Raw genomic sequence first — 26225 nt, forward strand, 5'->3', positions numbered from 1 at the left:
GGTAGAAACCTATCAGTCAGGCGATGTTTTTATTTATATTTGCTTCGATCGGGCAAACATCAAAAAAAGAAACCTATGCATTCGACAGATGCATAGGTTTCTTCTCTATTTACTTGGCACCGTAACTAATCAAGTTCGTCATGATCCGATATCCGCCTGGAACCTGGCCTTGAATTTGCCTGTATAGTACAAGGTTGGTATAGAGGTAGGTGCCATTACCGTATTTAGCCATAAGGATTCCGCCATCAAATGGTTCTTCATTTGGATCAGCCATGGAAATGAACGTTTCAAATCGATCGTCCCATTTCATTGGGAAGTACAATCCTCTTTCTTGAACCCAATTGTTCCAGTCGTCACTTGTTATTTTATTTGGATAGTTGAAAAGCGCTGATTCTGGTTTCAATACGTTTACTGTGGCTTTTTCATCGGTAACCCTCCAGCGAATGGATGGATTCCCGAGGGTAAGCGGGTATGGAGCGGTCGTCAAGGCATCCCATCCATCACCTGGTTTGTGATATTGAACGACGAGATGACCGCCGTTTTCCACATATTCAAGTAAGCGCGCGTTATTTGCCTTTAAATCTTCCCTGGATAGATAGGCACGTATGCCTGTAACGATCGTGTCATATTGGCTTAAATCACCTTCAGTTAAATCAGCTGCAGTTAACTTCGTAACGTTAAGACCTGCATTGCTTAAGTAATCTGCCACTTTATCAAATCCGCTTTCAATGTAACCCACTTTTAATGAAGCTGGCATCAAAAGCTCAAATGCAACGGTGTTGATAGCTGCTGGGTATTGGTAATAGAATGTTCCGATATGGTCATAGGAAATTTCCTGAATGGTCGAATCAAAGGTTTTTCCATTGACAGTAGCAACTGCCTTAACCTGATATTCACCATTTTGAATTGCCTTCGGTGGTCTGAGGGTGAACTTCACTTGTTTTTCTTCTGACTTTTCATTAAATGATACATTTGCATTTTTGGGTTGGACTCCCCAATTTTCAGGGACTTTTAAAGCTACCTTTGCTGATGCTTTTCCTTCTGTATAGTTTTTCAAGGTTACGCTCACTGGTATTTCCTCTTTTACATCTGCTGTATTTACGACGATATCTTCAGGAGATAGGGTAAGGCCAACGTCGGGAAGGACAGCGATCGTTCCGTCCAATTCTTCCTTGATGGCGGTTTTTGTGCTGCCGTATTTATAAGAAATGCTGGCTGTAATGGTTGACTCATCATAGGCATGGTAATAGGCTGCATCTTCAGGGACTTCTACCAGGTAGGTCATTGTCGTTGATTTATTTGGTGCTAGATTAATATCTTTAGATTTTGTTTTGGTCTTCCATCCATTAGGCACGTTCAATGCGGCAGCGACTTTTTTCAATGTTTGTTTCCCGTTATTCTTAACGGTTACGGTTACGTACGTATTTTGACCTTTCGTAAGGATCTTTGAAGCTGCTTTAGCCTGAACTTCGAGTCCTGAGGAGACATAACTAACGTTTTGCAATTGATCTTCTTTTAATGAGAGCTTATGAAGCAAGTCGTTCTTAATGGCAGGGCTTAGCTTTGCCTTTTTGACTTGCGCAGTAATTGAACGAACATTGGAGAGAGCTGTTTGGGATGTTGAAAAAACAAGCTTTTCATTTGGATAAGCCGCAATAACAGCGTCCAAATTCCGTTGCAGGTATTTAACTTCGCCTTTTAATTTTGAAGCGGAGCGAGGGAGTTTTTCAGCCCATTCAGTAAAATTGTAAGGTACACCCGCAAAGAGGTTCGACTGGCTTTTTGTATCAACCGCGCTTTGCTTCAAATCTAGATGGATCTGGCGAGGTGCTGCAGGGATATCAGAACCCATGCCTTGGCTTTTATGCAGATAGCGGGATTGTTCTCCAAGCTGTGGGTAAGTCATATTGTATATTGGGTCATATTTACCGATTTCAATCGAAGTGGTTGATTGATCTGCCGAGGAAACGGGCAAATATAACTTTTTCACTTGCCATACCGATAGACCTTGTTTCAATTGTTGTGGAAACACAGTTGGGTCGGCGGCATCCTTAAAGGCGCGTTCACTTAAGATTGTCATTGTTCGATGATGTCCATGCTGGGTATCATCATTTTGAAAGGATGGCATCAATATATCCGGCTGATACGTCCGAATAAAGCGGATAAGCCGTTCATAAGTGAGTTCTTCGCCCCATTTTTCTAATGTTTCCTCTGGTGTTTTAGAGAAGCCAAAATCATAAATGGGATCTGAGGTAGTTTCACTTAGATGATAGGCCTTAACCCCGGTGATTTTTGCAGCTTCTATCATTTCCCTCGAACGGATGATTCCAAGAGCATTGTCCAGTTCATCCCCAATTTCATTTTGTCCTCCTTCACCACGGTTTGCAATCAGGCTGGATGTCTTCACCCCTAACCCTCTGGATAGATAAGCGAGAAAGTCACTGCGTTCATCATCTGGATGGGCACCGCTGTTCAAGAATGTCACAGTCGTCTCGAGCGGCTTGACCGCATTCCATAATTCAACGTTGGTTTCATCAGGATTTGCAGCGCTACCACCAAGCGGCAAGAATGCAAGAACTAGCAAAAGGGAAAGCAACGATACCAAAGCATTTTTCATTATTCTTTTAACCTCCTTCAACTTTAATGAAACACCTAAGCTTTTGTGAAGAAAATAATGTAGGTTAGTAATATTTTCTAACTAACCAGGTGGAAAATCTTATCTAATAAATAGCATTATTGGTTATAAATGTAAATGATACGAAGTAACTATTAAAGATCTAATATTTAAAATGTTCTGAAAAAACTTGTGTGAAGAATTCTTTTAAGTTATATTTTTACTTAATTAGGAAGATTTACTAACTAAATGATGTAAGGCCGTGATGTGATGAGTTTTAAAAGAACACCCAGTCATCAAAAATATGTCAATAAAAAAAGAATCATTCAATGCATCCAAGAATGTTCACCCATTTCAAGAGCTGAAATCGCCGTTAAACTTCAGCTAAGTAAACCAACTGTTTCTCTGGCTGTGGATGAACTTATACAGGAGAAATGGGTATTTGAGAAAGGAATAGGAGAATCCTCTTCTCAAGGTGGGAGGAGGCCAATCCAGCTCTTTTTTAATGAAAAGGCTGCCTATATCATTGGGGTTGATATAGGCGGGACGAAGGTGAAAATCGTTTTAAGTGATTTAAGTGGCAACATCCTTGCCGATACTAGTTTTTCAACAAACACCTATTTACAATCAGGGCTTCTTAAACAAATGGCGATTGAAACGGAACGGTTAATTGCAAAGAATCAGATTGCGAAAGGCAGGATATTAGGGATGGGAGTCGGGATCCCTGGTATAACGCAAACAGCAAGCGGATTAGTAATAGAGGCACCGAGTTTAGATTGGGTACAATATCCGTTTATAGCCGAAGCGAAGCGGTATTTTGATTTCCCCATTTTTCTGGACAATGATGTAAACGCGGCAGCACTAGGGGAACAGTGGCTGGGCAATGCACAAAATAAGCGTAATTTGCTGTTCATTGCGGTTGGCACGGGGATAGGAAGCGGCATTATCTTGAATAACCAGTTATACAGAGGGGCTTCCAGTGCAGCTGGGGAAATGGGATATATGGTAACGGATAAAGAGGATATGAAGCGAGAGTTCAAGCCGATTTTCCATAGATACGGCTATTTGGAAAGTGTCGCAGGAGGAAAGTCGATTGGCGGTCATTTTACAAGGGAGGTCCTCAAGGATCCTCATCATTTTTTATTCGAACGGGCCAAATCTTCCGAACTATCGGGGGAGGATGCTTTTTTGTCAGCAAAAAAAGGAGACGCGACAGCTATGACCGTCATAAATGAAGCCATCGAACATTTAGCCTGCGGAATTGTCAATGCGGCTAGTTTGCTAAATCCAGAAGTGATTATTTTAGGAGGTGGTGTATTAAATTCATCTGAATACATTTTACCTAGAATTCGGGAGATCGTTGATCGATATCTTCCAAGTTTAGTAGAATTGAAAACTTCACAACTGGGAGAAAACGCAGGAGTACTAGGAGCGGTTTCCCTATTCTTAAGGGAACATGATGGCATTTTGAATTTTCGTGATGAGGGGGATTATTAATGAAAAATGGGAAAAAGTCGCTTGTTTCAGTTCTGACCTTATCGGCAGCACTATTGATTTCGGGATGTAACGGTCCAGATACGAAAACGAATTCGGATGCTGGCGGTGCCAAGGGAGAAAAGGGTGAGCTGGAAGATAAAATCGTTGTTTATTCACCGCATGGCAAAGATATTTTATCAAAGTTCGAAAAGCAGTTCGAAGATAAGTATGGTATTGATGTTGAGTGGCTTGATATGGGGTCCCAGGAAATCCTTGACCGTGTTCGATCAGAGAAAAGTAATCCGCAGGCAGACGTTTGGTGGGGTGCACCTTCCACGAACTTCAATCAAGCTAAGGATGATGGGCTGCTGGCTGCTTATAAGCCTAGCTATTCCGATAGTCTCGATGAAGGATTCCACGATCCGGAATGGTATTGGACGGGAACGAGCCAGACACCGGAAGTCATCATGTATAACAGCAAAGAACTATCAAAAGACGAGGTTCCGAAAGATTGGGATGAGCTGCTTGATCCGAAGTGGAAAGACGAAATCATCATCCGCTATCCGTTAGCCTCCGGAACGATGAGGACAATTTTTTCTGCGATGATCTATCGTACGTATAAGGATACAAATGATCCAAAAGAAGGGTATGACTGGTTAAAGAAGCTCGACCAAAACACAAAGGAATATTCAGCGAACCCTGAAATGATGTATAACAAGGTAGCAAAAGGAGAGGGCTCACTTTCTGTTTGGGCGATGCCTGATGTTGTCATGCTGAAAGAAAATAAAAATTATCCGTTTGAGTTCGTCATTCCAGAAAGCGGAACGCCAGTATTGACAGAAGGTATCGCTATCGTTGAAGGTGCCAAGCATCCAAAAGCGGCTGAAGCCTTTTATGAGTTTGTGAATTCACCAGAAGCAGCAAAAACTTTGGCAGAAGAATTTTACAGGATTCCGACCAGAAGTGATGTGAAGGATTTACCTAAATGGATCACGGAAACAGAAATTAAAACGATGGATATTGATTGGAATGCATTCCAGGAGAAAGGTGACGAGTGGATGAAATATTGGGACGAAAATATTAAAAGTGGAGATAAAGAAATTAAAGAATAAGGAAGTGTCGTTGGGATGGCGTCAATAAAAATAGAGAATGTCCAAAAAGCCTTCGGGAAAACGATAGCTGTTGACCATTTAAATCTGGAAATCCAAGAAGGTGAGTTTTTTACCTTTCTTGGTCCAAGTGGCTGCGGTAAAACGACGACGCTTAGGATGATTGCCGGTTTTTATTATCCAACAAAAGGTGTCGTCCGATTTGGCGGCAAAGATATGACGCGTGTACCTCCGGAGAAAAGAAATACAGGCATGGTTTTTCAAAACTATGCCCTCTTTCCCCACATGACTGTTTTTGAAAATGTAGCGTTTGGCTTGCGTGTGAGAAAAGTTTCTTCCGCTGACTTAAAGAAGAGAGTGCTGGATGCCCTCCAAAAGGTCAGATTGGAGAGCTACTCGAATCGTCAAGTGAGCCAGTTAAGCGGAGGACAGCAACAGCGGGTGGCCCTTGCGAGAGCACTGGTCATTGAACCGGAAATATTACTGCTGGATGAACCATTAAGTAATCTGGATGCCAAGCTTCGTGATGAAATGAGAGTGGAAATCTTAAGACTGCAGCGTGATTATAAGATTACCACCATTTATGTCACACATGATCAGGCTGAGGCATTATCCATGAGTGATCGAATCGCTGTGTTCAATTATGGTGTCTGTCACCAGGTCGGGACGCCGGCAGAAATTTATAATCGGCCGGCCAATGATTTTGTGGCGAGTTTTATAGGTGAGATTAATCTATTGCCCGTTCAAGTCGAAAAAGTTCAACAAGATAATATAGTGGTTGCCCTTAAAAATAGTGAACAACCGATTAAATTGAATGTAGAAAATCAAGCTGGGGAAGGAATTTCAATCTTACAGACTGATGATGACCTGGCTGTTTCCATTCGTCCTGAAGCAATCAGAATTCTAGATGTGACAGAAGAAGGAATGAATATCTATAAAGGTAAAATAAATTCCGTCCAATTCTTTGGATCTGTTGTGAATGTCATAGTGGATGTTCAAGACTTGTTACTAAGGGTCGACGTATTTAACACTCATGATTTTGGATACTTTTATCAAGGGAAGGAAGTGTATGTCAAGCTTCCTGAGAAACAGCTGCGTCTTATCCCTGTCATAAGCGGTGATGCTCCATGATTAAAAATCGAGATACGAGATTGACGGTTTGGCTTCTTATACCAGTTGTATTGGTGCTCGTAGCTTATGTGCTCTACCCATCGTTGAGGACCTTTATAGAAAGTCTTCAAAAAGACGGAACGATATCCCTTGGAAATTATCAGGACTTCTTCGTACAGGAATCGAAAACGAACTTAGAGGCTCTATGGAATTCTGTTTATATATCCTTATTGAGTGTATTGGTGAGTGCCTTGATCGGCATTCCGCTCGCATTCATTTTTAACCGTTACGATTTTCCCGGCAGAAGCTTCTTTTCATCAGCAGCGATTTTGCCGATTGTCCTTCCATCATTGGTAGGGGTCATGGCCTTTATGTTTTTATATGGAGAATCGGGATTAATTCCAAATGCCATCAAGGATCTGTTTGGTCTCGATAAAGTTCCATTTAAAATTGGCGGGGTATCGGGAATCCTTATCGTGCATGCCTATACGATGTATGTTTATTTTTATATGACCGTATCCGCTGCAATCAATAAAATAGATCCGTCCCTTGAAGAAGCTGCTTATAACTTAGGTGCAAATAAATTCAAGGTTTTTTGGAAGGTGACATTTCCATTATTGACACCTGCCATCGTTGCCGCTTCTTTACTTGTTTTCATGATATCAATGGCTTCTTTCAGTGCCCCGTTTTTATTAGCTGGCGGATACAGGGTGTTGAGCCTGCAAATTTATTTTTCAAAAATCAATGGTGATATGGAAATTGCCGCTACTCAATCCGTCATACTATCCATCGTTTCGATATCATTTCTATTATTCATGCGTTGGTACCAGAATAGGAAAGATTATCGCATGGCTTCGAAAGGAATTGGGGCACACAGGAGTGAAGTGAAGAACCCATTTATGAAATGGGTGATGGTCGTAACGGGTATCATCGGAGTAATCATTCTGCTTTTACCGCACTTTACGATTCTATTGCTTTCACTTGTGCCGGATGGAACCTGGACATTTCAAACGTATCCAACAGTATTTAATATGGAAAATTTCCGGCTTTTGTTTGAAGACCCTAATATCTTCAAACCGTTACGAAATAGCTTACTGATGGCGGTTATTGCAACGTTGGCGAATCTGGTGTTTGGCGTCATAGCATCCTATGTACTTGTCAAACGGAAATTCGTCGGGAAAAGCTTTGTTGATATTCTAGTCATGATTCCTTGGGCGTTGCCTGCAACGGTAATAGGGATGAACTTGATATTCGCATTCAATGAACCTAGCGTTTTTTCTTTCGGTCAAATATTAGTAGGAACATTTTGGATATTGCCACTTGCCTATTTCATCAGACATATTCCACTCGTTGTCCGTTCGACTAACGCCGTTCTGGAGCAGCTGGATGATTCGATTGAAGAAGCAGCCAGAAACTTGGGGGCAAAGTGGTTTTATACCTTCAGAAAGGTCATATCTCCGATTATTATGCCTGGTGTTTTATCAGGGACATTATTGGCATTTATCGAATCTGTGGGGGAATTCCCGACTTCGGTCCTGTTGTACACGATTTCAAACAGGCCCATATCCATTGAAATCATGAATCAGCTTCGGATGTTCAATATGGGGCAGGCAGCTGCCTATGGGATGATTCAAATCACGCTGATTGTAATCGTTCTCTTTATTTCGAACAAGTTTTTTGGAATCAAAGCGGAAAAAGCTTTATAAATTGGAGGTTCAAAGATGAGCAGGCTTGAAGAATTTATCAAAAATGAAGGTAGTACCTTTCCTGGAAAAACATATGCAGAAGAGCTTCTGATGCCTGTTTTTAATGATCAAAGAGATTACTTATTTCATGCTATGTTCGATATTCATCGGGCACATGTAATCATGCTTTCAGAACAAAAGATCATTAAAGATGAAGAGGCGAAAACCATGCTTGATGGGATTCGGAAAGTGGCCCAAACAGATCTCACGCAGTTGACCTATCAGCCCCAATTCGAAGACTTATTTTTCATGATGGAGGCAAAGGTCGGTGAGGAAATCGGTCATGAACTTGCAGGAAAGATTCATATCGGCCGCAGTCGTAATGATATGGGAGTTGCAATGTACCGGCTTGTTTTGAGAGGTCATCTGCTCCAATTGATTGGCTATGCAAACCATTTGAGTGAGGCATTCTTGGTGCAGGCTGAAAAACATACAGAAACGTATATTACAGGTTACACGCATACCCAACCGGCTCAGCCGACTACGATAGGACATTACTTTTTAGCCATTTATGATGTGCTTCAAAGGGATATTGGCCGGTTATGGGCAGCCTATGAAACGGTTAACCAATCCCCTTTGGGTGCGGCAGCGTTAACGACTACCGGTTTTCCGATCAGTCGGAACCGTACTGCTGAACTGCTTGGATTTGATTCGGTGATTGAGAATTCCTATGACTCGATAGGCGGGGCAGATTATTTATTGGAAACCGCAACTGCCATCATGACGTGCATGGTCAATACTGGAAGATGGATTCAGGATTTCCTGCAGCATGTGACAAGGGAGTTTGGTACATTTCATGTGGCGGATCCTTATGTTCAAGTGAGCAGCATCATGCCGCAAAAAAGAAATCCAGTCTCAATTGAACATTCCCGTTCGATTGCAAGCAGTTCTTATGGTGATGCACTTGCTGCAATGAATATGATCCACAATACACCATTTGGTGATATCGTCGATACGGAAGATGATTTACAGCCGCATTTATATCGGGCTTTTTCGAATGCAGGGCGTGTCATGAAAATAATGTATGCCGTCATATCGACTTTGAAAGTAAATGAAGAACATACAAAGAAAATGGCCGCAAAATCCAGTATAACGGTTACTGAATTAGCGGATACCCTATCAAGAGATTACGACATATCATTTAGAAAAGGCCATACCATAGCCAGTCATATTGCAAAACGGTCAATTAGTGAAGGCAAAGAGCTGTATGATTGGGACACACAAGAAATCAACAAGATTATTAATGAATTCGTTTCAGTGAACTTAGCAGAAGATGAATGGAAAAAAATAATCTCTCCCGAATATTTTGTGGAGATTAGAAGCATTCAAGGAGGGCCCAGCCCAAAAGAGGTTACGAGGATGATTGTAAATAGAAAACAAAAACTGGAACAAGAGTTGCAGGAATATAAGGAAATGGTCAAAGCATTGAATGATTGCAGGAAGGCTTTAGTGGATTACTGAAGGTACGGGGTAAAAAGGAAATGAGTTTAAACGGGATGTATTTTATCTGTTAACTGCGAAAGCTCATATTTCATAATAGATAGTCATTCTTTATTAGGGTGGCTATTTATTTTGGTTTTTTTTTTTGCAACTGAGACCTCACCAATGATAATAAATGTAGATTATTCCCAAAATCGATGCTATTATTTGTAAAATGTATAATATAAGGCGGAATGTTAATGTCAAATAGATCTCAGTTCGGTTTTATCCTGGTTTTAATAGCTTTCGTAATATCGATTACTTTTTGCTTAAATCCTAAATTATTACTACCTAAAGGGTATGCATTAGCTACTGATGGTCTAGTAGTAGCCAGAACCTTGATGATTATTTTTTCGTTGTACTTATTAGTTAAAATAGGGGATTTGATTATAAACAAAAAAGATTAGTAGTTTATTATGAGACATTGTTTTTTGTATTAACTTTCTATAGACACTCTTTAGAAATAGGACAGAATGACTTTGGATGTCGATAATTAGGAAGGCTCAGTCTTTTGACTGAGCCTTCTGATGTTCTTCTAATGTTTCTTTATCCAAAATAACCAGCATCAGAGAGTGCTTCATATATCGTTAACGGTTTTAGGTTCCAACTGAACCGCGTGCTTTCTGAAAGCAAGACTTACTGTGATCATCACAATGAAATTGACTGCCAATGCGATGATTCCCACATTCAAATCCTTCGCTGCTTGCGGCAAGGATGGAAACAAGGTCCCTATTGTCGAATGACTGAGTGTAATGCAGATTACGATGGCCAATCCTGTGATGATGCCGGCGATTGCGCCAAATTTATTGATCGGATTATTCCTTTTCAGACTAAAGAGAAGGGATGGGAAAAGCTGTGTGATGAGACTGTATCCCATAAGAATTAATGCTGACATCGTTTCGCCGCCGTTTAAGGTGAAGTAGACGGCTATAAGGGCGATGACTGGAACAAGGAACTTTGCCAATCGTACAACGTGGCGATCGGATACTGCAGGTGCAAATTCCTTATAGACGTTTTTCGCTAGCAGTGTAGCGACGCTCATCAAAAGCATGGATCCCGGCACCAATGCGGTCAACAATCCAGCTCCGCCGATTATACCTATAAACCATGGATCAAAGGTCTCGATCGAAAGGCGCAGCAATGAGAGGTCTGCATCTGCCCCAACGAGTCCGGGCACTTTCAATATAGCTGTAAACCCAACGAAAAAGACGAATAACAGCATGAGTGTATATAAAGGGCTGATGATGGCATTTTTTCGAAATACCTTGCCGCTGCGTGCTGAATAAACAGCACTGAAAACTTGGGGCCACATATAGAAACCGAATACGAGCAATATTACCGTGGAGATAAACCATGATACGCTAAGACCCTGATCAGGGAACTTTAGAAAACCAGGCTTGACCGCATCAATCGCTTCAAACATCGGCTGAAATCCGCCAAAGTAATGAATCGGCAGATAAATCCCTAAGAATCCTATTATGGCGACCATCATGATATCTTTAATGACCGCTGTCCAAACTGAACCGTGTATACCTGAGATCATCACATAAATGGTAAGGCTGATTGCCCCCATCCAAACTGCCTCAGACATTGAGATGGCACCATAAGATGCTTCTGAGACAATGATCCCCAATCCTTTCAGCTGCACGACGATTACTGGAATCATGGACACCACACCGACAAGCGCAGCCAAAATTCCTAAACTGGGACTCTTATATTTGCTTACAAAGAAATCGGATTGAGACATCAGTTTATTTTCTTTGGCATATCTCCATATTTCCGGTAGGAGCCAATAGGATAATACGTAAGACAAAGTAATGTAAATTAGAACATATAGAGCGGGTGCGCCCTTGCCATAAGCCCAGCCGCTGCCGCCAAGGAAGGAGAAGGTCGTATAGATTTCCCCGGCCATCAGCAGAAAGACGAAAATCGCACCAAAACCACGTCCGCCCACCGTCCATTGTTCCAAGTCCATATCTTTCCCTTTTGAAGAGCGTATGCCTAAAAATATCGATAGGAGTAAAAATGCTAAAATGATTAAGAGAGCAATATTCATTCCTGGTCACCTTCCCGATTCCTGGGATCCAGTTTATACATGATGCCCAGTATGGCAGAGGTAAGGACCACCCACATAGCCATCCAGAACATATTGAAAGGCATCCCTAATACATATGGTTCTATTCTATTAACAAAAGGTAGAAATCCTAGTATGCCTATAAAAGGAACTAGAGTAAGAATATATATAATCTTCATTAAACAAACCCCTCCGTTTTAAATATAGTGAAACGTCCACCAATGGGGGTTTATTCTTCAATGCCACTGATGGATGGGTGGACCAAACCGGGATGAAAAATTCATACATGAAGGATTGACCTTCTTTTAAGAAGGATAATATATATTAGCTTACACTATTTTGATATAAAATTTAATGCAGTTACCTGATATATTTTAGCAACAACGCGCAGACAGCCGAACCCTGACGTGTTTCATATGACGGATAAAGCCTTGAATTCATATTGAGTTCAAGGCTTTATTTCCATTAGCTATCTTTTTTTTCGATAATTATAGAGTATTACCAAGAGTATGAACCAGATTGGGGTCAAGAGCAGTGATAGTCGTGTAGCTTCAGCGAATAGCATAACAATAAGGATGAACAGGAATAATCCTAAAATGGCGTAATTGACAAAGGGTGTAAATGGAGCCTTGAAAGTAGATTCGGCTCTTAGGTCAGGCCTTGTTTTCGAATACTTGATATGGGAGATCAAGATAATGCTCCATACCCAAATGAAACAGATGGCACTGATGGTCGTCACGACGGTAAATGCCTGTTCCGGTATCAGCTTGCTTAATAATGCCCCTATTGATACAACGATTGTAGATGTTAATAAGGCATTGCTCGGAACAGCCTGTTTATTTAATTTTTCCAGTTTAGCAGGGGCTTCGCCATTCCTGCTTAACGTATAGAGTATTCGGCTTGTTGAAAATAAACCGCTGTTGCATGCTGAAGCAGCGGATGTCAAAACGACGAAGTTGATGATCCCTGCAGCGACTGGAATGCCGATTAAAGCAAAAACCTCTACAAATGGGCTGCTTGTGGCATCAAGTTGTGTCCATGGGTTGACGCAGAGAATGACGAATATGGCACCAACATAGAAAAGTAAAATCCGGACAGGGATTTTATTGATGGCAGATGGAATGTTCTTTCTCGGGTTAGCCGTTTCTGCTGCGGAAACCCCGACCAATTCGACACCGACAAATGAGAAGACTACTAACTGTAAAGATAATAGGAATCCGGAAATGCCATTGGGGAACATGCCACCATGATTCCATAGGTTCGTTAGGGAAACCGTTCCGGTATTGGTATTGAAGCCGATGATCAAAAGAAAGATTCCAACGATGATCAAGGCGATGATCGTGATTACTTTAATGATGGCAAACCAGAATTCCAATTCGCCAAATATCTTAACGGTCAATAGGTTCAATCCTAACAGAATGACCAGGCATATTAGTGCCGGAATCCATTGAGGGACATCAAACCAATATTGTATATAGACACCCACAGCTATGATATCGGCCATTGCGGTCATGATCCAACAAAACCAATATGTCCATCCTGTCACGAAGCCAGCCCATGGACCGACATATTCGGTTGCGAATTCAGTGAATGATGCATACCCTGCATTGGATAAGAGCAATTCCCCTAAGGCCCTCATCACAAAAAACAAGGCAATCCCTATTATCAGATAGGAAAATAATATGGAAGGCCCTGCTAATTGTATAGCTTTTCCGGAACCTAAAAATAAACCGGTGCCAATGGTTCCTCCTATTGCAATCAGTTGTACATGTCGATTTTTTAAATCTCTTTTTAATTCCTGTTTAGCCAATTCGAACTCCCCCGTCTTTTATAGTCTTGGTAGTGAATGATTTCAACCTGCATGGTCTTGGAGAGAGGGACTGATTTTTTCGCCCAGCTTGCCTTTCCCATTGGTTTTTTAGTTGTTGGTTCTAGTCCAATCACAAAATGGACAATAAAAAAAGAGATTGGATAATACCAATCTCTTAAAGGGTTCAGAATAACAATTTATCATTCGTTACTCTTCTGTCCTTTTGCCTGAGATTGTGAATCCTTCGGCGCTGCATCTTGTACAGTCTCTCCAGAAGCTGCTCCTGCTATAGTGTCATCCATAGCATTCATCGCTTGCTTTTATGCGGTTGTGAAGAAATGTCAGTCAGTGATAATCTTCCACTGCTGAATCATTCATTATACTTATAAAATAATATTGGAATTCTATCATCTATTATTCGGTAGGTCAACAAATTTTTTGAAGTGAAACAGGCTTATTTTATAGTGAACGTTTTTGTAAAGGTTAGCACTAATGATAGTTTTCCACTCATTTTGAAGTATCACTATTATGAAATACTGAACATCATTTTTTTAAAATGATATTTTTAGATTGGGAAAATCGCCAAGATATATTTGGTAACTGTTTTTTTCAAAAATACAATTGTATTTTTACAGAATATTTACTATTATAAGATAAGAAAATAAAATTGAAGTGTTATGTAATATTGATTACGTTAAAGCATTTCTAATCGCAATAATTAATGGAGAGTCATTCGTGGTAAAGATAGAAAAGCATTACCGATATTGCACCTGGGGGAGTTAATCATGTCGAACAAGGAATTAAAGAGAGGGCTGGAATCAAGACATATTCAAATGATAGCTTTGGGCGGAACCATCGGGGTCGGTTTATTCATGGGTTCTGCGAGCACGATCAAATGGACTGGGCCCTCTGTTATGCTTGCTTATGCAATCGCAGGTATTTTTATATTTTTCATCATGCGTTCCATGGGTGAGATGCTATATTTAGAACCGACTACAGGTTCTTTTGCAACCTTTGCAAGCAGCTATATACATCCCTTGGCAGGTTATATGACTGCTTGGAGCAATTGGTTTCAATGGGTAATCGTCGGAATGTCCGAAATCATTGCGGTTGGGTTGTATATGCAATATTGGTTCCCGGAATTACCTGCTTGGATACCAGGTGTGGTCGCCATGATCATCTTGGGGGCGGCAAATCTTATTTCGGTTAAATCCTTCGGGGAATTTGAATTTTGGTTTGCCCTTATAAAAATCATAACGATTATATTGATGATCATTGCCGGCCTTGGCCTTATCTTCTTTGGAATAGGGAATGGCGGGGATGCAATTGGATTATCGAATCTTTGGGCACATGGCGGCTTCTTTACGGGAGGCTGGAAAGGATTCTTCTTCGCGCTTTCCCTTGTCGTGGCTGCCTATCAAGGCGTTGAGCTTATCGGCATCACAGCCGGAGAAGCGAAAGATCCAACGAAGACCGTAACAAAAGCGATCCAATCAATCATATGGCGTATTTTAATTTTCTACATTGGTGCCATATTCGTCATCGTGACCGTCTTCCCTTGGGATCAACTGGATGACTTAGGCAGTCCATTTGTTTCAACCTTTGCCAAAATAGGTATCACTGCAGCGGCAGGCATCATTAATTTCGTCGTAATCACTGCAGCAATGTCTGGATGCAACAGTGGGATTTTCAGTGCAGGGCGTATGCTTTACACACTGGCATTGAATGGCCAAGCTCCGAAAATATTTGCAAAAGTATCTAAAAATGGAGTGCCGGCATATTGCACGATTGCAGTACTTTTAGGATTGGGTATCGGGGTTATCCTGAATTACCTTGCACCGCCGCAATTATTCCTTTATGTGTACAGTGCGAGTGTATTGCCCGGGATGATTCCATGGTTTGTCTTACTTATCAGTGAGCTTAAATTCAGAAAGGTGAATGCCGCTCAAATGGAGAAGCATCCGTTCAAAATGCCGTTGGCCCCTTACAGTAACTATGCGACAATTGCCTTTTTACTGATGGTGCTGGTCGGTATGTGGATTAATCCTAGTACAAGGATTTCCTTGGTTGTGGGGATCGTTTTCCTAGCCTTGGTTGTGGCAAGTTATTACATGCTGAAAATGGATAAACGAACACCATTGGATGTTAAATCCGATGATGAGATTTCCAGTTAAGAAGCCTCATGCCATTTCAATAATAAGATGAGTGATACGAGTTATTTACTTAAATATAATAGACACTAATTAAAGTTGTGCATAAATTGTGGACAAAGCAAAGAGAGATAAAGAGAGATCTTCTTCCCTCAGGCATTTTCCCAACTTGTGCATGACTTTTTTTTGAGGAAGAAAAGAACAGTTATTGTAGAAAAATGCTCAATAAAGGTATGGATGATTTCAAGGATTTCCTCTGTTAGATCCAATAAAATTTTAACTAACTGGTGCATTACCTCTATGTAAATGTTTGGATTTAATTGGAAATATGAACGGATTATTTTGCGCATATAAGCTCTTAAAGATTTTTAAGTATAATGTTAAAGGGAAAATGATTATATTGATGTAGCATGTGTTCTGGAAATCGAATGTTTGTTTTTTGACCTTAATTCACCTATTTTTTTCAAATTAAAATGAATATTGATAGGAAATTACGAAAAATAAATAAGGTTATATATGAAATATAAATATTTTTCAAGTATTGTGAAATTTAAAATAATCCTATATACTAAAAAAAAAGATATTTTCCTATATGTAACTGGCGCAACATGGAGAACCATGGGGGAGCATATAGAGTATAAGCCGCGCGCCTGGGCAAACACTTGATTTATAGATCAAGTGTTTTTTATTTTCCTAGGAAGAGGTGTAGGTAGAGATGAGTAAAATGCATAGAAAGATGGGGACTTTTGCTTTAACTATGACGGGTATTGGTTCTATTATCGGCTCAGGTTGGTTGTTCGGCGCATGGAAAGCAGCCCAGATTGCAGGACCAGCAGCTATTTTTTCTTGGATTATCGGTATGGTTGTAATTTTATTTATCGCATTATCTTACGCAGAGCTTGGGGCAATGTTTCCTGAAGCTGGAGGAATGGTTAAGTACCCTCAATATTCGCATGGCTCTTTTATTGGATTTTTAGCTGCGTGGGCAAATTGGATATCTATCGCTTCGACTATTACCGTTGAGGCAATTGCTTCAGTACAATATATGAGTACGTGGCCTTGGGAATGGGCCAGATGGACTCATTCTTTAGTTGATAACAATATCTTAACGAACAAAGGATTATTCATAGCTTCTTTACTACTATTGTTCTATTTCTTCGTCAACTATTGGACAGTTAACCTTTTTGCTAAGGCAAATTCATTTATTACTATTTTTAAATTAATTGTTCCAGGTGTAATGGCAGGATCGTTATTTTTTGCTGGATTTCATGGTGAAAACTTTACAAGTTCTCAAGGGATCGCACCATATGGTTGGGCAAGCGTTTTAACAGCAGTAGCTACTTCTGGTATCGTGTTTGCGTTTAATGGATTTCAAAGTCCCGTTAATATGGCAGGAGAAGCGAAGTCGCCGAATAAGTCTATACCTATTGCTGTAATTGGGTCTATTTTAATTGCAGGTTTTATATACGTTATATTACAAGTTGTGTTTATCGGTGCAGTTGATCCGTCTATGATCGTGAACGGATGGAGTCATCTGAATTTCAATTCACCTTTTGCTGATTTGGCAATTGCTCTTAGTCTTAATTGGTTAGCGATTGTATTGTATGTAGATGCGTTTGTATCACCGTCTGGTACAGGTGCTACTTATACAGCTACAACTTCGCGTATGCTTTATGGAATGCAGAAAAATGGGTACTTACCGAATATCTTTGGTACATTACATCCACTTTATGGTGTTCCTCGTCCAGCGATGTTATTAAACTTAGGAGTATGTTTTATCTTTTTATTTTTATTCCGCGGATGGGGCGTACTTGCTGAAGTGATTTCAGTTGCTACACTTATTTCGTACATCATGGGTCCAGTTGCATTGACAACATTAAGACGTACAGCTTCTCATTTTAATCGTCCATTCCACTTAAAAGGCGCTTCTATTATTGCTCCTTGTGGATTTGTTTTTGCCTCCCTTACTTTATACTGGGCGCGTTGGCCATTAACAGGAGAAGTCGTTTTCATCATTGCCATTGGACTTCCTATTTACTTTTATTATCAAGCTAAAAATAAATGGAATGGATTCAAAAAACAATTTTTATCAGGTGTTTGGATGCTGCTTTACTTAGGTTGTATGATTTTGATTTCTTATATTGGAAGTGAGAAGTTCGGCGGAAAAAATATTCTTACATTTGGCTGGGATATGGTGGTCATCGCATGTCTGGCACTTGGCTTCTATTGGTGGGGAGTTAAGAGCGGGATTAAAACTGAATACATGGCTGAGGCCGAAAAAATCAACAAAGAATTTATCAATAAATAGCTATTAGTGTAGACACAGCTATTTGAGTAAAAAGAAAACATGGTTGCTTTATGACCATGTTTTTTTATTTATTAAAAAGTGTTCGCAAATTGGAACACCTGACAATATTAATGAAAAATTTAAACTTTTACCACACGTTTATAGCGAATCTCGCTGAATGAGGGATTGGCAGGAAGTACAAACATTTCATCTCCCAAGTCTAGTCGTATCGGATGAGAGAAAATGTCTCCGTTATATACGAATGAGTGATATTCACCAAACTCACCACATGGACCAACATCCTCTGGTAATCTTCCATAAATTTTTGGTCCAGATCTCGTCGTAAAAAAGAAGGATCGAGCTTATCTAAACGAATGCTGACAATTTTCGCTTTATACCCTAAATTAATAAATTCCTGGACTAACTGTTTCGTGTTGATTCCCGCTAAAGGAAGGATTAGCTCATAATTATTAGACTCCACTAAATTCTTTTTGTATTGGATACAATCCTCCAAAAACAGATCTCCAAATGCAATTTTTGAAACACCTTGATCGCCAAAAAAATTCATGGCGTCAATAAGGCCTTTTTCAAAACCTTTTCCATCATATAAAGGATATTGAATTTTGTATAATGGAATTCCAATGGATGCTGCTTGAGCTTGGGTCTTTTTTTCGTCTTTGCGAGTAAATTGGTGGAATTCACGAGTAAATCATGAAAACTTGCGAGTTAAGTATGCTCTATCATATTGAAAAAAATTATATCCTACTTTTAAAGGTACGGATATTGGAGTAAAAGTATGAATTATATTATTTGAAACCCTTTCCCGCCTATAGAATGTGTCTTTTCCTAAAGATTTTTCATAGTATATATCATCTTCTCTGCATCATCGGAGAAAGGGGGTTATATTTTGGAAAGAACAAAGCTTACCGGGCGTATCGTAACACCAAATGATGCTGAGTATGAGCATGCCAGAATAAATAATAACTTGAGTTTTTCTAAATTCCCAAAGGTCATTGTGTTTTGTCAAAATTCCAAGGATGTGTTGAATTCACTGAAGTGGGCCCGGGAAAATCATACACCTTTCCGGGTTAGGAGCGGAAGGCATAGTTATGAAAATTTTTCATTAGTGAATGGCGGTCTAATTATTGATATTAGTGAAATGTACAATATCAAGGTCAATCGTGAAAAAATGATCGCAAAAATTGAAGCCGGAGCTGATTTAGGCCGAGTATATAATAAGCTATGGAACAATGGCACGACGATTCCGGCAGGGACCGAAAGCAGTGTTGGTCTTGTAGGTCTTACGCTCGGCGGTGGAATAGGTATGTTAACGAGGCGCTTTGGACTGACTTGTGACAACCTTCTTGAAATAGAAATGGTAAGGGCGTGTGGAAAGAAGGGCGCCAAACTCATTAAAGCAAATAGGAAAATTAATAGTGATTTATTTTGGGCAAGCTGCGGTGGAGGAGGGGGAAACTTCGGGATTATCACTTCTCTTACTTTCAGGGTACACCCCGTATCAAGGGTATCCGTTTTCTCAGTCACATGGGGGTGGGAAGATTTCGAAGCGGTGTTTGAAGCCTGGCAGGATTGGGCGCCTCAGGCTGATGAATGCTTAACTTCAGAAATAGAATTCAAGGCAAAGGAAGTAAACGAAATTATTGCTAAAGGTGAATTTGTGGGAACTTCACAAAGATTGAAGCAGCTTTTAAAGCCTTTGACAAAAACTGGTTCACCAATAAATGTCATGATAAAGGAAGTCCCATACATTGAAGCCGTAAGATTCTTTGATTATCCAAGTGGAAATCAACCGGCTCATCGAAAGAGGTCAGGATCTTTCATTGAAAAAGCTTTTCCACAGCAAGCAATCATGACCATGAAACATTTTTTGGGAAATGCTCCAAATGAAAATGCGGCCATTTGGCACCAATCCCTGGGAGGAGTGGCGGGCGTTAAAGATCCAAAGGAGACAGCTTTTTATTATCGCGCTGCCATCATCGCCCAGGAGTATCAGGCTACATGGACCAATCCAGAAGAAGAACGGCAAAATATTCGGTGGATCAAGGACCTGAAGCACGCTTTGTCACCATTTACTACCGGTGACTACGTAAATTGGCCGGATACACTCATTAAAGATTGGCCAACTGCATATTATGGAGGAAACTTTAAACGGCTTCGAGAAGTTAAAACTGCATATGACCCATTTAATACGTTTAAATTCCCTCAAAGCATCCCGCCTTATAATAGTTGGTTTTAAGAAAACAGTGACGTTCCCATTTTATAAGGTTTGATAAACTGTGAGTAACTAAAAGGCCTATTCCGCTTAAGGATATAGGCCTCTTAACATATAGCTTATATGACATTCTGTTCTTAATTTACTCCGTTTTTTGAGTTTGTGCTACACTGTATACTTGACTTACATATGATTGGGCTTGTGCGATTTCCGAAGCAGCTTGTTTAATTGCTTCCTGTGCCAAAGTTGGGTCCGACGAAGATTTTTCAATGGCTTGACTAAGTAAAGTTTGTGTAAGGGTAACGTTTGCTTTTGCTTGGTTTAATTGATTGACATCAATTTGTTGTTGAGGCATATTGCTTCGCTCCTTATGTCATTATTTGAACTACTCCATTAGGATGACCCTTCTTTTCTTTTTTATAAGGAGAAAAAAATATAACGTAGACAGGATGGACTGAAACGGCTAAGTCCATTGGGATAAACAATTTTAAAAAACTATGCAAAATGATGGACAATACAAATTCGTATACACCCTTAGGAGTGAAAAACAGGCAGAAAGAGAATGAAATTATTAGTTTTATTTACTTAGAATCCTTAAATTTTCATCTGCATAAATTGTATTACGTTCCTTGAATATCATGTTATATGAAATCGCAATAAATACATCGTGACTTGTTGGTTGTTCAATTAATTAAATTACACTTTACTTATTGGTTTTATAGGATTAAAATCGGAGAAAGAATCATTATAAGAGGATGAGCTGATTGGACAACCAAAAGCTCCTGAACGCGATAAGCGAACAGGAGCTTTTTGCGTTCATTTTGGAAAGAGGAGTTGGCAAGATGAATATTGATCATATTGAAGCTTTTATGTATGTTGTTCACCTTAATAGTTTTCATAAAGCCGCAGAGGCAATGTTTTTATCACAACCGACTGTTTCGGCAAGAATTAAGACGCTTGAAAGTGAACTCGATACAGTACTATTTGAGAGGCAAGGGAGAGGGATTATTTTAACCGAAAAAGGGAAAGCCTTCATTCCATTTGCGGATCAAATTATTCGTACCTTTCACCAGGGGAAAAAGCAGTTGAAAACAGGAAGCGAACTGGAGGAAATAACGATAGGGGCTAATATCATTACATCGCAATACTTTATTCCATATGCTCTTCCGCTATGGAAAAAGGAAAACCCCAATTTACGCTTTAAATTTATTTCAGCAACAAATGATGCATTAATGGAAAAATTGCTTCAGAAACAGGTTGATATAGCCTTTATGAAGGATGTTACACATAGTGGTCTGCAAAATTACAAAACCCTTGATAATTCGATTCGTTTAGTCGTGTATCCAGGACATCCATTTCAACTTCAAACTGAGCTAACAGTACAGGAATTAGCAATGGAGCCGTTGGTGTTTTTTGAGTGTGGTGCGTTTGACTGGAACCACGTTCATAAAATTTTTGAAGTATCTAATGTAGAGCCGCGCATTGAATTTCAGGTTGATCACCTGGAAGTGGCGAAGTCGCTAATTCTTAGCAGAAGCTGTATCGGATTTTTACCGTACTTATGTATTAAAAAAGAGTTAGAACAGGGCACTCTGGTTGAAGTGGATGTGTCACATTTAATCAAGATAAAGCAGCACATCTATCTAACGCATTTAAATCACGGGTTGGAATCACCCTTACTATGGAAAGACATTCTTTTATCAATTCGGAAATTTGAGAAAAACCATCAGCAATTACAGATACAATCGAATTGATAGATATTTTCTATCAATACAATATTTTTTTCTATTAGTTAAACCATTGCCATTAGCATGTTTTAGGTGATAGGATAAGTCAAAATATAATTATTCGCATAAGCAAACTTTGAATTAAAGCGGAGGAGAGAATATGAGTTATAAGCTTGGCATTTTAGACCAGAGCCCGATATTTCCAGGAGCTTCAGCATTTGATGCACTGCAGCAAACCATTAATCTGGCTAGACATGCAGAAGAGTGGGGCTATACCCGTTTCTGGGTCTCAGAACATCATCATGCCGAACAGCTAGCGGGGTCCTCCCCGGAAGTATTGATTTCTTATTTATTATCCCAAACAAAATCGATTCGGGTAGGGTCCGGAGGTGTTATGCTTCAGCATTATAGTCCATATAAAGTGGCGGAAAACTTTCACGTGTTATCAAATCTTTCGCCAGGCAGGGTAGACCTTGGCATCGGAAAGGCACCCGGTGGTCTCCCCTTATCAACAAAGGCACTGCAGTTTGGAACTGTGAATGATGGAAAAGATTTCGAAGAGCGGTTATCTTTCTTGCAAAAAATAATCGAAAATTCAGTTAATGAAACTCACCCGCTTGCAGGCATTCAAGCGACACCACTCCCTTCCAAAAAGCCAAAGATGTTTCTGCTTGGTGCAAGTGCTGACAGTGCCAGGCTAGCGGCCGAACTTGGTATAGATTATGTATTTGCCCGGTTTATCAATAGCAATGAGACTGTACTAGAAGATGCTTCACGCATTTACCAAAGTATCTTTCCAACTGGTAGCTTTAAGGTATCGGTTTCAGTGATTGCCGCTCCTTCACAACAGGAAGCAGAACAGTTAACAGGTGATCAGAAGATTGTGAAAGTTCATCTCAAAAGCGGTCGTTCTGTCACGGTCCAAACACAGGTGCAAGCAGAGTTATTTGGGAAGCAATCTGGGGAGTCTTACGAAATAGAAGAACAGGATTCCAATATTATTGCTGGAACTCCCTCTTATGTAAAAGAAGTCTTAGCAAATTTACATGAAAAGTACGGGGTAGATGAGTTTATCCTACATTCGCCGATTTTAAAGGAAGCAGAAAGGTTCCGATCTTTCCGATTGTTGAGTCCACTTAAATTGGCTTTATCTGAAGAGAAACACGTTACAAGCCAAAATTAATAAGTCTTCAGTAATTAGGGAAGAGGCTAGATGTCAGCAAAGCTAAATACCGATTAATTAAAGGAGGAGTATTGATGTCTGAGCAGAGAAAGTTGAAATTTGGAGCGCTTATTCATGGAGTTGGAGGGAGTATATCTGGTTGGAGACATCCTGATATTCAAGCAGATGCAAGTGTAAGTCTTGAATTTTATAAGGAGCAGGCCCAGAAGGCTGAAGAGGGAAAGTTCGATTTACTTTTCATTGCTGACGGTTTGTTTATCAATGAGAAGTCAATTCCGCATTTTTTAAATCGATTTGAACCACTTACCATTTTATCCGCACTCGCTGCTTTTACATCAAGAATAGGGCTTGTCGGAACAGTTTCCACCTCATACAGTGAGCCATTTACTGTAGCCCGGCAATTTGCTTCACTTGATCACATTAGTCAAGGTCGTGGCGGATGGAACCTTGTTACTACCCCTCTTGAGAGTACAGCCTTGAACTATAACAAAACGATTGAAGAACACCCTGATCATGCCAAACGCTATCGGATAGCATCAGAGTATATACAAGTTACCAAAGGGCTTTGGGATTCGTGGGAGGATGACGCGTTTACTCGGGATAAAGAGTCCGGTGAGTTTTTTGATCCGTCTAAAATGCATCAATTAAAACATAAAGGAGAATTTTTCTCCGTGCAAGGACCACTCAACATTGCTAGATCTAAACAGGGGAGACCTGTCGTTTTTCAAGCAGGTTCATCAGAAGCAGGAAAAAATCTTGCGGCTAAAGAAGCGGATGCAATCTTTACCGGTCAACCAACTTTGGAAGAGGCCAAGATTTTTTATCAAGATGTAAAAAACAGGGCTATTGCATTCGGGAGAAAACCTGATGAAATCGTTATTCTGCCAGGTATCGCGCCAATCATTGGTGCAACTGAGGAAGAGGCTGAGCACAAATATCAAGAACTCGCTAACCTGGTTTCTATAGATAAGGCGCTTGACTATTTGGGACGATACTTCGATCATCATGATTTTACCCAATATGAACTGGATGCACCTTTTCCAAATCTAGGAGACGTTGGAAAAAACAGTTTCCGAAGTACGACTGATCGAATTAAACAGGAGGCCAATGAGAAACAGTTAACGCTCCGTCAAGTAGCACTTAAAGAGGCTACACCCCGGACTTCTTTTATTGGCACTCCAGAGAAAGTGGCGGATTTGATTCAGCAATGGTTCGAAGAGAAGGGTGCGGATGGATTTATCTTTGCTTCAAGTGTTCCAAATGCTTTAAGTGACTTTGTATCTTATGTGATTCCTATCCTTCAAAAAAGGGGAATATATCGTACTGAATATGAAGCAGAAACATTAAGAGGCAACTTGGGACTTCCATTCCCGGAAAATCGTTATGCGAAAGAAAAGATTAATCAATAATTGAAGTATTATTTTAAAAACTAAAGGAGGAATAAGAAATGGGAGAAGCGTTATCTGTCGTCGTTTGGTCAAAACAAGGTTGTCACTATTGCGAAGAAGTTAAACAATACTTAAAAGAAAAGGAGATCGCTTATCAAACGGTGGATGTTACCAATCATGATGAAAGGCGAGATATTTTAGAAATCAAATACGGTGTTCGGTATGTGCCTATTATTGAAATTGGGAGAGGTAACGTATATGAGAGTGTTACGGAAATTGGCATACCCTATCTTGAAAAAGTACTCGAACGCTTACAATAACAAAATTTAACGGACTTAAAAAGATGACTTAGAACATAATGAAATAGAGCTAGAGCGAGTGAATTAATGGGAAATTGCAGATTTAAATCCGACTATTCTTGTGTAAATAATATGTTATAGAAACGAGGAGTTAATCATGTCACAGCTAATCCGTCTTGCCACTGTAAAAGATGCTCCCGAAGTGCTAAACGTTACACTTCGGGCTTATGAACCAATTAGAGAACTGAATATTAACTTTCTGGCTGCGACTGCTGATTTGCAGCTAGTGACGAATAATATTAGGCGGAATCTCACTTATGTTTTAGAACAGGAGGGCCAAATTGTTTCCACTGTGACAGTTCGTCATCCATGGAATGATCTTGATCAGTTCAGTCGTTACCCATTCATTTGGTGGTTTGCAGTCGACCCCCTATACAAACAAAAAGGTTTTGGCTCGACTTTGTTAACCTGGGTGGAAGAAAACATACTTCGGAAACAGGTGAAAGCGCCGGCCGTCTATTTGGCGACAGCTGAACGTCATCCTTGGCTTGTTTCCATTTATGAAAGAAGAGGCTATGAGATTTTTGCTGAAAGAGATCACGATGGAGAAAAAATTGTGTATCTTCGTAAAATTCTAGATGAAACGCTGTATCGCATTATTGAAAATAAAGAACCAATTGTTAGTAATTAAAAACGTCGGGGGAATTTGAGATGAAAAAAACATTATTAATTGTTATGGCACTGCTACTTACTTTTTTGGGAGCTTGCTCTTCGAAAGAAACAACGAGTACAGCAAAATCGAGTTCTGGAGATTCAAAAGATAAAAAAGTTCAGAAAATCATTGTCGGAACTGGGACGCAATTCCCTAATATTTGCTTTTTGGATAGTAATGGTAAGCTGACAGGGTATGATGTCGAGTTGGTTCGTCAAATCGATGAAAAGTTGCCTGAATATGAATTTGAATTTAAAACGATGGAATTTTCTAATCTATTATTAAGTTTAGAAACGAACAAAATAGATTTTGTTGCTCACCAAATGGAGGTGAATGATGAACGAAAAGAAAAATTTCTATTTAATAAAGAACCATATAATGTCTTTCCCCTTCAAGTTACAGTTCATCAGGACAACAATGATATTCACTCCATTAAAGATCTAAAAGGAAAAAAAGCGATAGTGAGTGCAACGAGCAATTCTGCTGTTTTTCTTGAAAAGTATAATAAAGAAAATAATGCCGGTATTGAAATTGTCTATTCTGGCCAAGGCGTAGATGATACGAAGAATCAAATCAAAACTGGTCGGGCGGATGCTACCATTACTACACCATTTGCAGTCGACTTCTTAAATAAACAAGCAGATGCACAGCAAAAGGTTGTGGGTGAGCCACTTCTTAATTCAAAAGTATATTTTTTGCTAAGAAAAGACGAAACGCCTTTACAGAAGAGAATTGATGAAGCACTTGTGGAGCTGAAAAAAGATGGGGTAGTTAGCGAACTAAGTAAAAAGTGGCTGGGCGCAGACTATTCAGTAGGATTTTAATTTGA

At 39.9% G+C, this 26225-nt stretch carries 19 protein-coding genes, 1 pseudogene and 2 riboswitches; of the genes and pseudogenes, 14 read left to right on the forward strand and 6 right to left on the reverse strand.

The genetic code is table 11. The features are described from left to right. Positions 1-109: 109 nt before the first annotated feature. Positions 110-2617: an NEW3 domain-containing protein gene (locus NYE63_RS03365; RefSeq protein ID WP_342604072.1), complete on the reverse strand. Its 2508-nt coding sequence runs from the start codon at positions 2615-2617 to the stop codon at positions 110-112. A 267-nt stretch (positions 2618-2884) separates the two neighbouring features. Between NYE63_RS03365 and NYE63_RS03370 the strand changes: the two genes are divergently transcribed. The 5 genes from NYE63_RS03370 to argH are packed head-to-tail and all read left to right on the forward strand — an operon-like array spanning position 2885 to position 9515. Beyond that, positions 2885-4111 carry an ROK family transcriptional regulator gene (locus NYE63_RS03370; RefSeq protein WP_342604073.1) on the forward strand — a complete coding sequence of 409 codons (1227 nt, stop codon included), beginning with the start codon at positions 2885-2887 and terminating at the stop codon, positions 4109-4111. Beyond that, a complete protein-coding gene (locus NYE63_RS03375) occupies positions 4111-5202 on the forward strand; it encodes an extracellular solute-binding protein (RefSeq protein WP_342604074.1) in 1092 nt (363 codons plus the stop codon). The genes NYE63_RS03370 and NYE63_RS03375 overlap by 1 nt, the downstream gene beginning before the upstream one ends. A 15-nt stretch (positions 5203-5217) precedes the next feature. Further along, positions 5218-6330: an ABC transporter ATP-binding protein gene (locus NYE63_RS03380; RefSeq protein ID WP_342604075.1), complete on the forward strand. Its 1113-nt coding sequence runs from the start codon at positions 5218-5220 to the stop codon at positions 6328-6330. After that, positions 6327-8015, forward strand: coding sequence for an iron ABC transporter permease (locus NYE63_RS03385; RefSeq protein ID WP_342604076.1), 1689 nt, complete (start codon positions 6327-6329; stop codon positions 8013-8015). The genes NYE63_RS03380 and NYE63_RS03385 overlap by 4 nt, the downstream gene beginning before the upstream one ends. A 15-nt stretch (positions 8016-8030) precedes the next feature. Then, entirely contained in the window at positions 8031-9515 is a 1485-nt protein-coding gene (argH, locus tag NYE63_RS03390) for an argininosuccinate lyase (RefSeq protein WP_342604077.1), read from the forward strand. A 595-nt stretch (positions 9516-10110) separates the two neighbouring features. Here argH and NYE63_RS03395 read toward each other — a convergent pair. The 3 genes from NYE63_RS03395 to NYE63_RS03405 form a co-directional block, all read right to left on the reverse strand. Then, positions 10111-11589, reverse strand: coding sequence for a sodium:solute symporter (locus tag NYE63_RS03395; protein ID WP_342604078.1), 1479 nt, complete (start codon positions 11587-11589; stop codon positions 10111-10113). Then, entirely contained in the window at positions 11586-11786 is a 201-nt protein-coding gene (locus NYE63_RS03400) for a DUF3311 domain-containing protein (RefSeq protein ID WP_125161884.1), read from the reverse strand. The genes NYE63_RS03395 and NYE63_RS03400 overlap by 4 nt, the downstream gene beginning before the upstream one ends. Before the next feature lie 290 nt (positions 11787-12076). Then, a complete protein-coding gene (locus NYE63_RS03405; RefSeq protein WP_342604079.1) occupies positions 12077-13417 on the reverse strand; it encodes an amino acid permease in 1341 nt (446 codons plus the stop codon). Between the two features lie 205 nt (positions 13418-13622). Next, positions 13623-13701: riboswitch (glycine riboswitch) on the reverse strand. Positions 13702-14202: 501 nt separating this feature from the next. Here NYE63_RS03405 and NYE63_RS03410 point away from each other — a divergent pair. Further along, positions 14203-15591: an amino acid permease gene (locus NYE63_RS03410; RefSeq protein ID WP_342604080.1), complete on the forward strand. Its 1389-nt coding sequence runs from the start codon at positions 14203-14205 to the stop codon at positions 15589-15591. 560 nt (positions 15592-16151) lie between these two features. Then, positions 16152-16230, forward strand: a riboswitch (ZMP/ZTP riboswitch). Positions 16231-16282: 52 nt separating this feature from the next. Beyond that, positions 16283-17875: an APC family permease gene (locus NYE63_RS03415; protein WP_342604081.1), complete on the forward strand. Its 1593-nt coding sequence runs from the start codon at positions 16283-16285 to the stop codon at positions 17873-17875. A 199-nt stretch (positions 17876-18074) separates the two neighbouring features. On the opposite strand, the pseudogene NYE63_RS03420 reads toward NYE63_RS03415, so the two are convergent. Beyond that, positions 18075-18518, reverse strand: a pseudogene (locus NYE63_RS03420) (hypothetical protein); the annotation flags it as partial. 243 nt (positions 18519-18761) lie between these two features. Here NYE63_RS03420 and NYE63_RS03425 point away from each other — a divergent pair. Then, positions 18762-20111 carry an FAD-binding oxidoreductase gene (locus NYE63_RS03425; RefSeq protein WP_342604082.1) on the forward strand — a complete coding sequence of 450 codons (1350 nt, stop codon included), beginning with the start codon at positions 18762-18764 and terminating at the stop codon, positions 20109-20111. A 118-nt stretch (positions 20112-20229) separates the two neighbouring features. Here NYE63_RS03425 and NYE63_RS03430 read toward each other — a convergent pair whose 3' ends face one another. Beyond that, entirely contained in the window at positions 20230-20442 is a 213-nt protein-coding gene (locus NYE63_RS03430) for a hypothetical protein (protein ID WP_144550500.1), read from the reverse strand. 409 nt (positions 20443-20851) lie between these two features. Between NYE63_RS03430 and NYE63_RS03435 the strand changes: the two genes are divergently transcribed. From NYE63_RS03435 to NYE63_RS03460, 6 genes are all read left to right on the forward strand, one after another. Continuing rightward, a complete protein-coding gene (locus NYE63_RS03435) occupies positions 20852-21841 on the forward strand; it encodes a LysR family transcriptional regulator (RefSeq protein WP_342604083.1) in 990 nt (329 codons plus the stop codon). Positions 21842-21974: 133 nt separating this feature from the next. After that, complete coding sequence (locus NYE63_RS03440) at positions 21975-22997, forward strand: LLM class flavin-dependent oxidoreductase (protein WP_342604084.1); 1023 nt, start codon at positions 21975-21977, stop codon at positions 22995-22997. Positions 22998-23071: 74 nt separating this feature from the next. Then, positions 23072-24406, forward strand: a complete 1335-nt coding sequence (locus NYE63_RS03445) for an LLM class flavin-dependent oxidoreductase (protein ID WP_342604085.1) — start codon at positions 23072-23074, stop codon at positions 24404-24406. Between the two features lie 38 nt (positions 24407-24444). After that, on the forward strand, positions 24445-24705 hold the full coding sequence (locus NYE63_RS03450) for a glutaredoxin (protein WP_063234748.1): 261 nt from the start codon (positions 24445-24447) through the stop codon (positions 24703-24705). Between the two features lie 136 nt (positions 24706-24841). Continuing rightward, entirely contained in the window at positions 24842-25375 is a 534-nt protein-coding gene (locus NYE63_RS03455) for a GNAT family N-acetyltransferase (RefSeq protein ID WP_342604086.1), read from the forward strand. Between the two features lie 20 nt (positions 25376-25395). Further along, on the forward strand, positions 25396-26220 hold the full coding sequence (locus NYE63_RS03460) for an amino acid ABC transporter substrate-binding protein (RefSeq protein WP_137015869.1): 825 nt from the start codon (positions 25396-25398) through the stop codon (positions 26218-26220). Positions 26221-26225: the final 5 nt, after the last annotated feature.

The organism is Peribacillus sp. FSL E2-0159 (assembly GCF_038643155.1).
In the GTDB taxonomy this organism is placed as follows: Bacteria; Bacillota; Bacilli; order Bacillales; family DSM-1321; genus Peribacillus; species Peribacillus simplex.

Bases quoted from the DNA above. Each gene is read 5' to 3' on its own strand.
- NYE63_RS03365 (WP_342604072.1), bottom strand. From the start codon at position 2,617: ATGAAAAATGCTTTGGTATCGTTGCTTTCCCTTTTGCTAGTTCTTGCA.
- NYE63_RS03370 (WP_342604073.1), top strand. From the start codon at position 2,885: ATGAGTTTTAAAAGAACACCCAGTCATCAAAAATATGTCAATAAAAAA.
- NYE63_RS03375 (WP_342604074.1), top strand. From the start codon at position 4,111: ATGAAAAATGGGAAAAAGTCGCTTGTTTCAGTTCTGACCTTATCGGCA.
- NYE63_RS03380 (WP_342604075.1), top strand. From the start codon at position 5,218: ATGGCGTCAATAAAAATAGAGAATGTCCAAAAAGCCTTCGGGAAAACG.
- NYE63_RS03385 (WP_342604076.1), top strand. From the start codon at position 6,327: ATGATTAAAAATCGAGATACGAGATTGACGGTTTGGCTTCTTATACCA.
- argH (WP_342604077.1), top strand. From the start codon at position 8,031: ATGAGCAGGCTTGAAGAATTTATCAAAAATGAAGGTAGTACCTTTCCT.
- NYE63_RS03395 (WP_342604078.1), bottom strand. From the start codon at position 11,589: ATGAATATTGCTCTCTTAATCATTTTAGCATTTTTACTCCTATCGATA.
- NYE63_RS03400 (WP_125161884.1), bottom strand. From the start codon at position 11,786: ATGAAGATTATATATATTCTTACTCTAGTTCCTTTTATAGGCATACTA.
- NYE63_RS03410 (WP_342604080.1), top strand. From the start codon at position 14,203: ATGTCGAACAAGGAATTAAAGAGAGGGCTGGAATCAAGACATATTCAA.
- NYE63_RS03415 (WP_342604081.1), top strand. From the start codon at position 16,283: ATGAGTAAAATGCATAGAAAGATGGGGACTTTTGCTTTAACTATGACG.
- NYE63_RS03430 (WP_144550500.1), bottom strand. From the start codon at position 20,442: ATGCCTCAACAACAAATTGATGTCAATCAATTAAACCAAGCAAAAGCA.
- NYE63_RS03440 (WP_342604084.1), top strand. From the start codon at position 21,975: ATGAGTTATAAGCTTGGCATTTTAGACCAGAGCCCGATATTTCCAGGA.
- NYE63_RS03445 (WP_342604085.1), top strand. From the start codon at position 23,072: ATGTCTGAGCAGAGAAAGTTGAAATTTGGAGCGCTTATTCATGGAGTT.
- NYE63_RS03450 (WP_063234748.1), top strand. From the start codon at position 24,445: ATGGGAGAAGCGTTATCTGTCGTCGTTTGGTCAAAACAAGGTTGTCAC.
- NYE63_RS03455 (WP_342604086.1), top strand. From the start codon at position 24,842: ATGTCACAGCTAATCCGTCTTGCCACTGTAAAAGATGCTCCCGAAGTG.
- NYE63_RS03460 (WP_137015869.1), top strand. From the start codon at position 25,396: ATGAAAAAAACATTATTAATTGTTATGGCACTGCTACTTACTTTTTTG.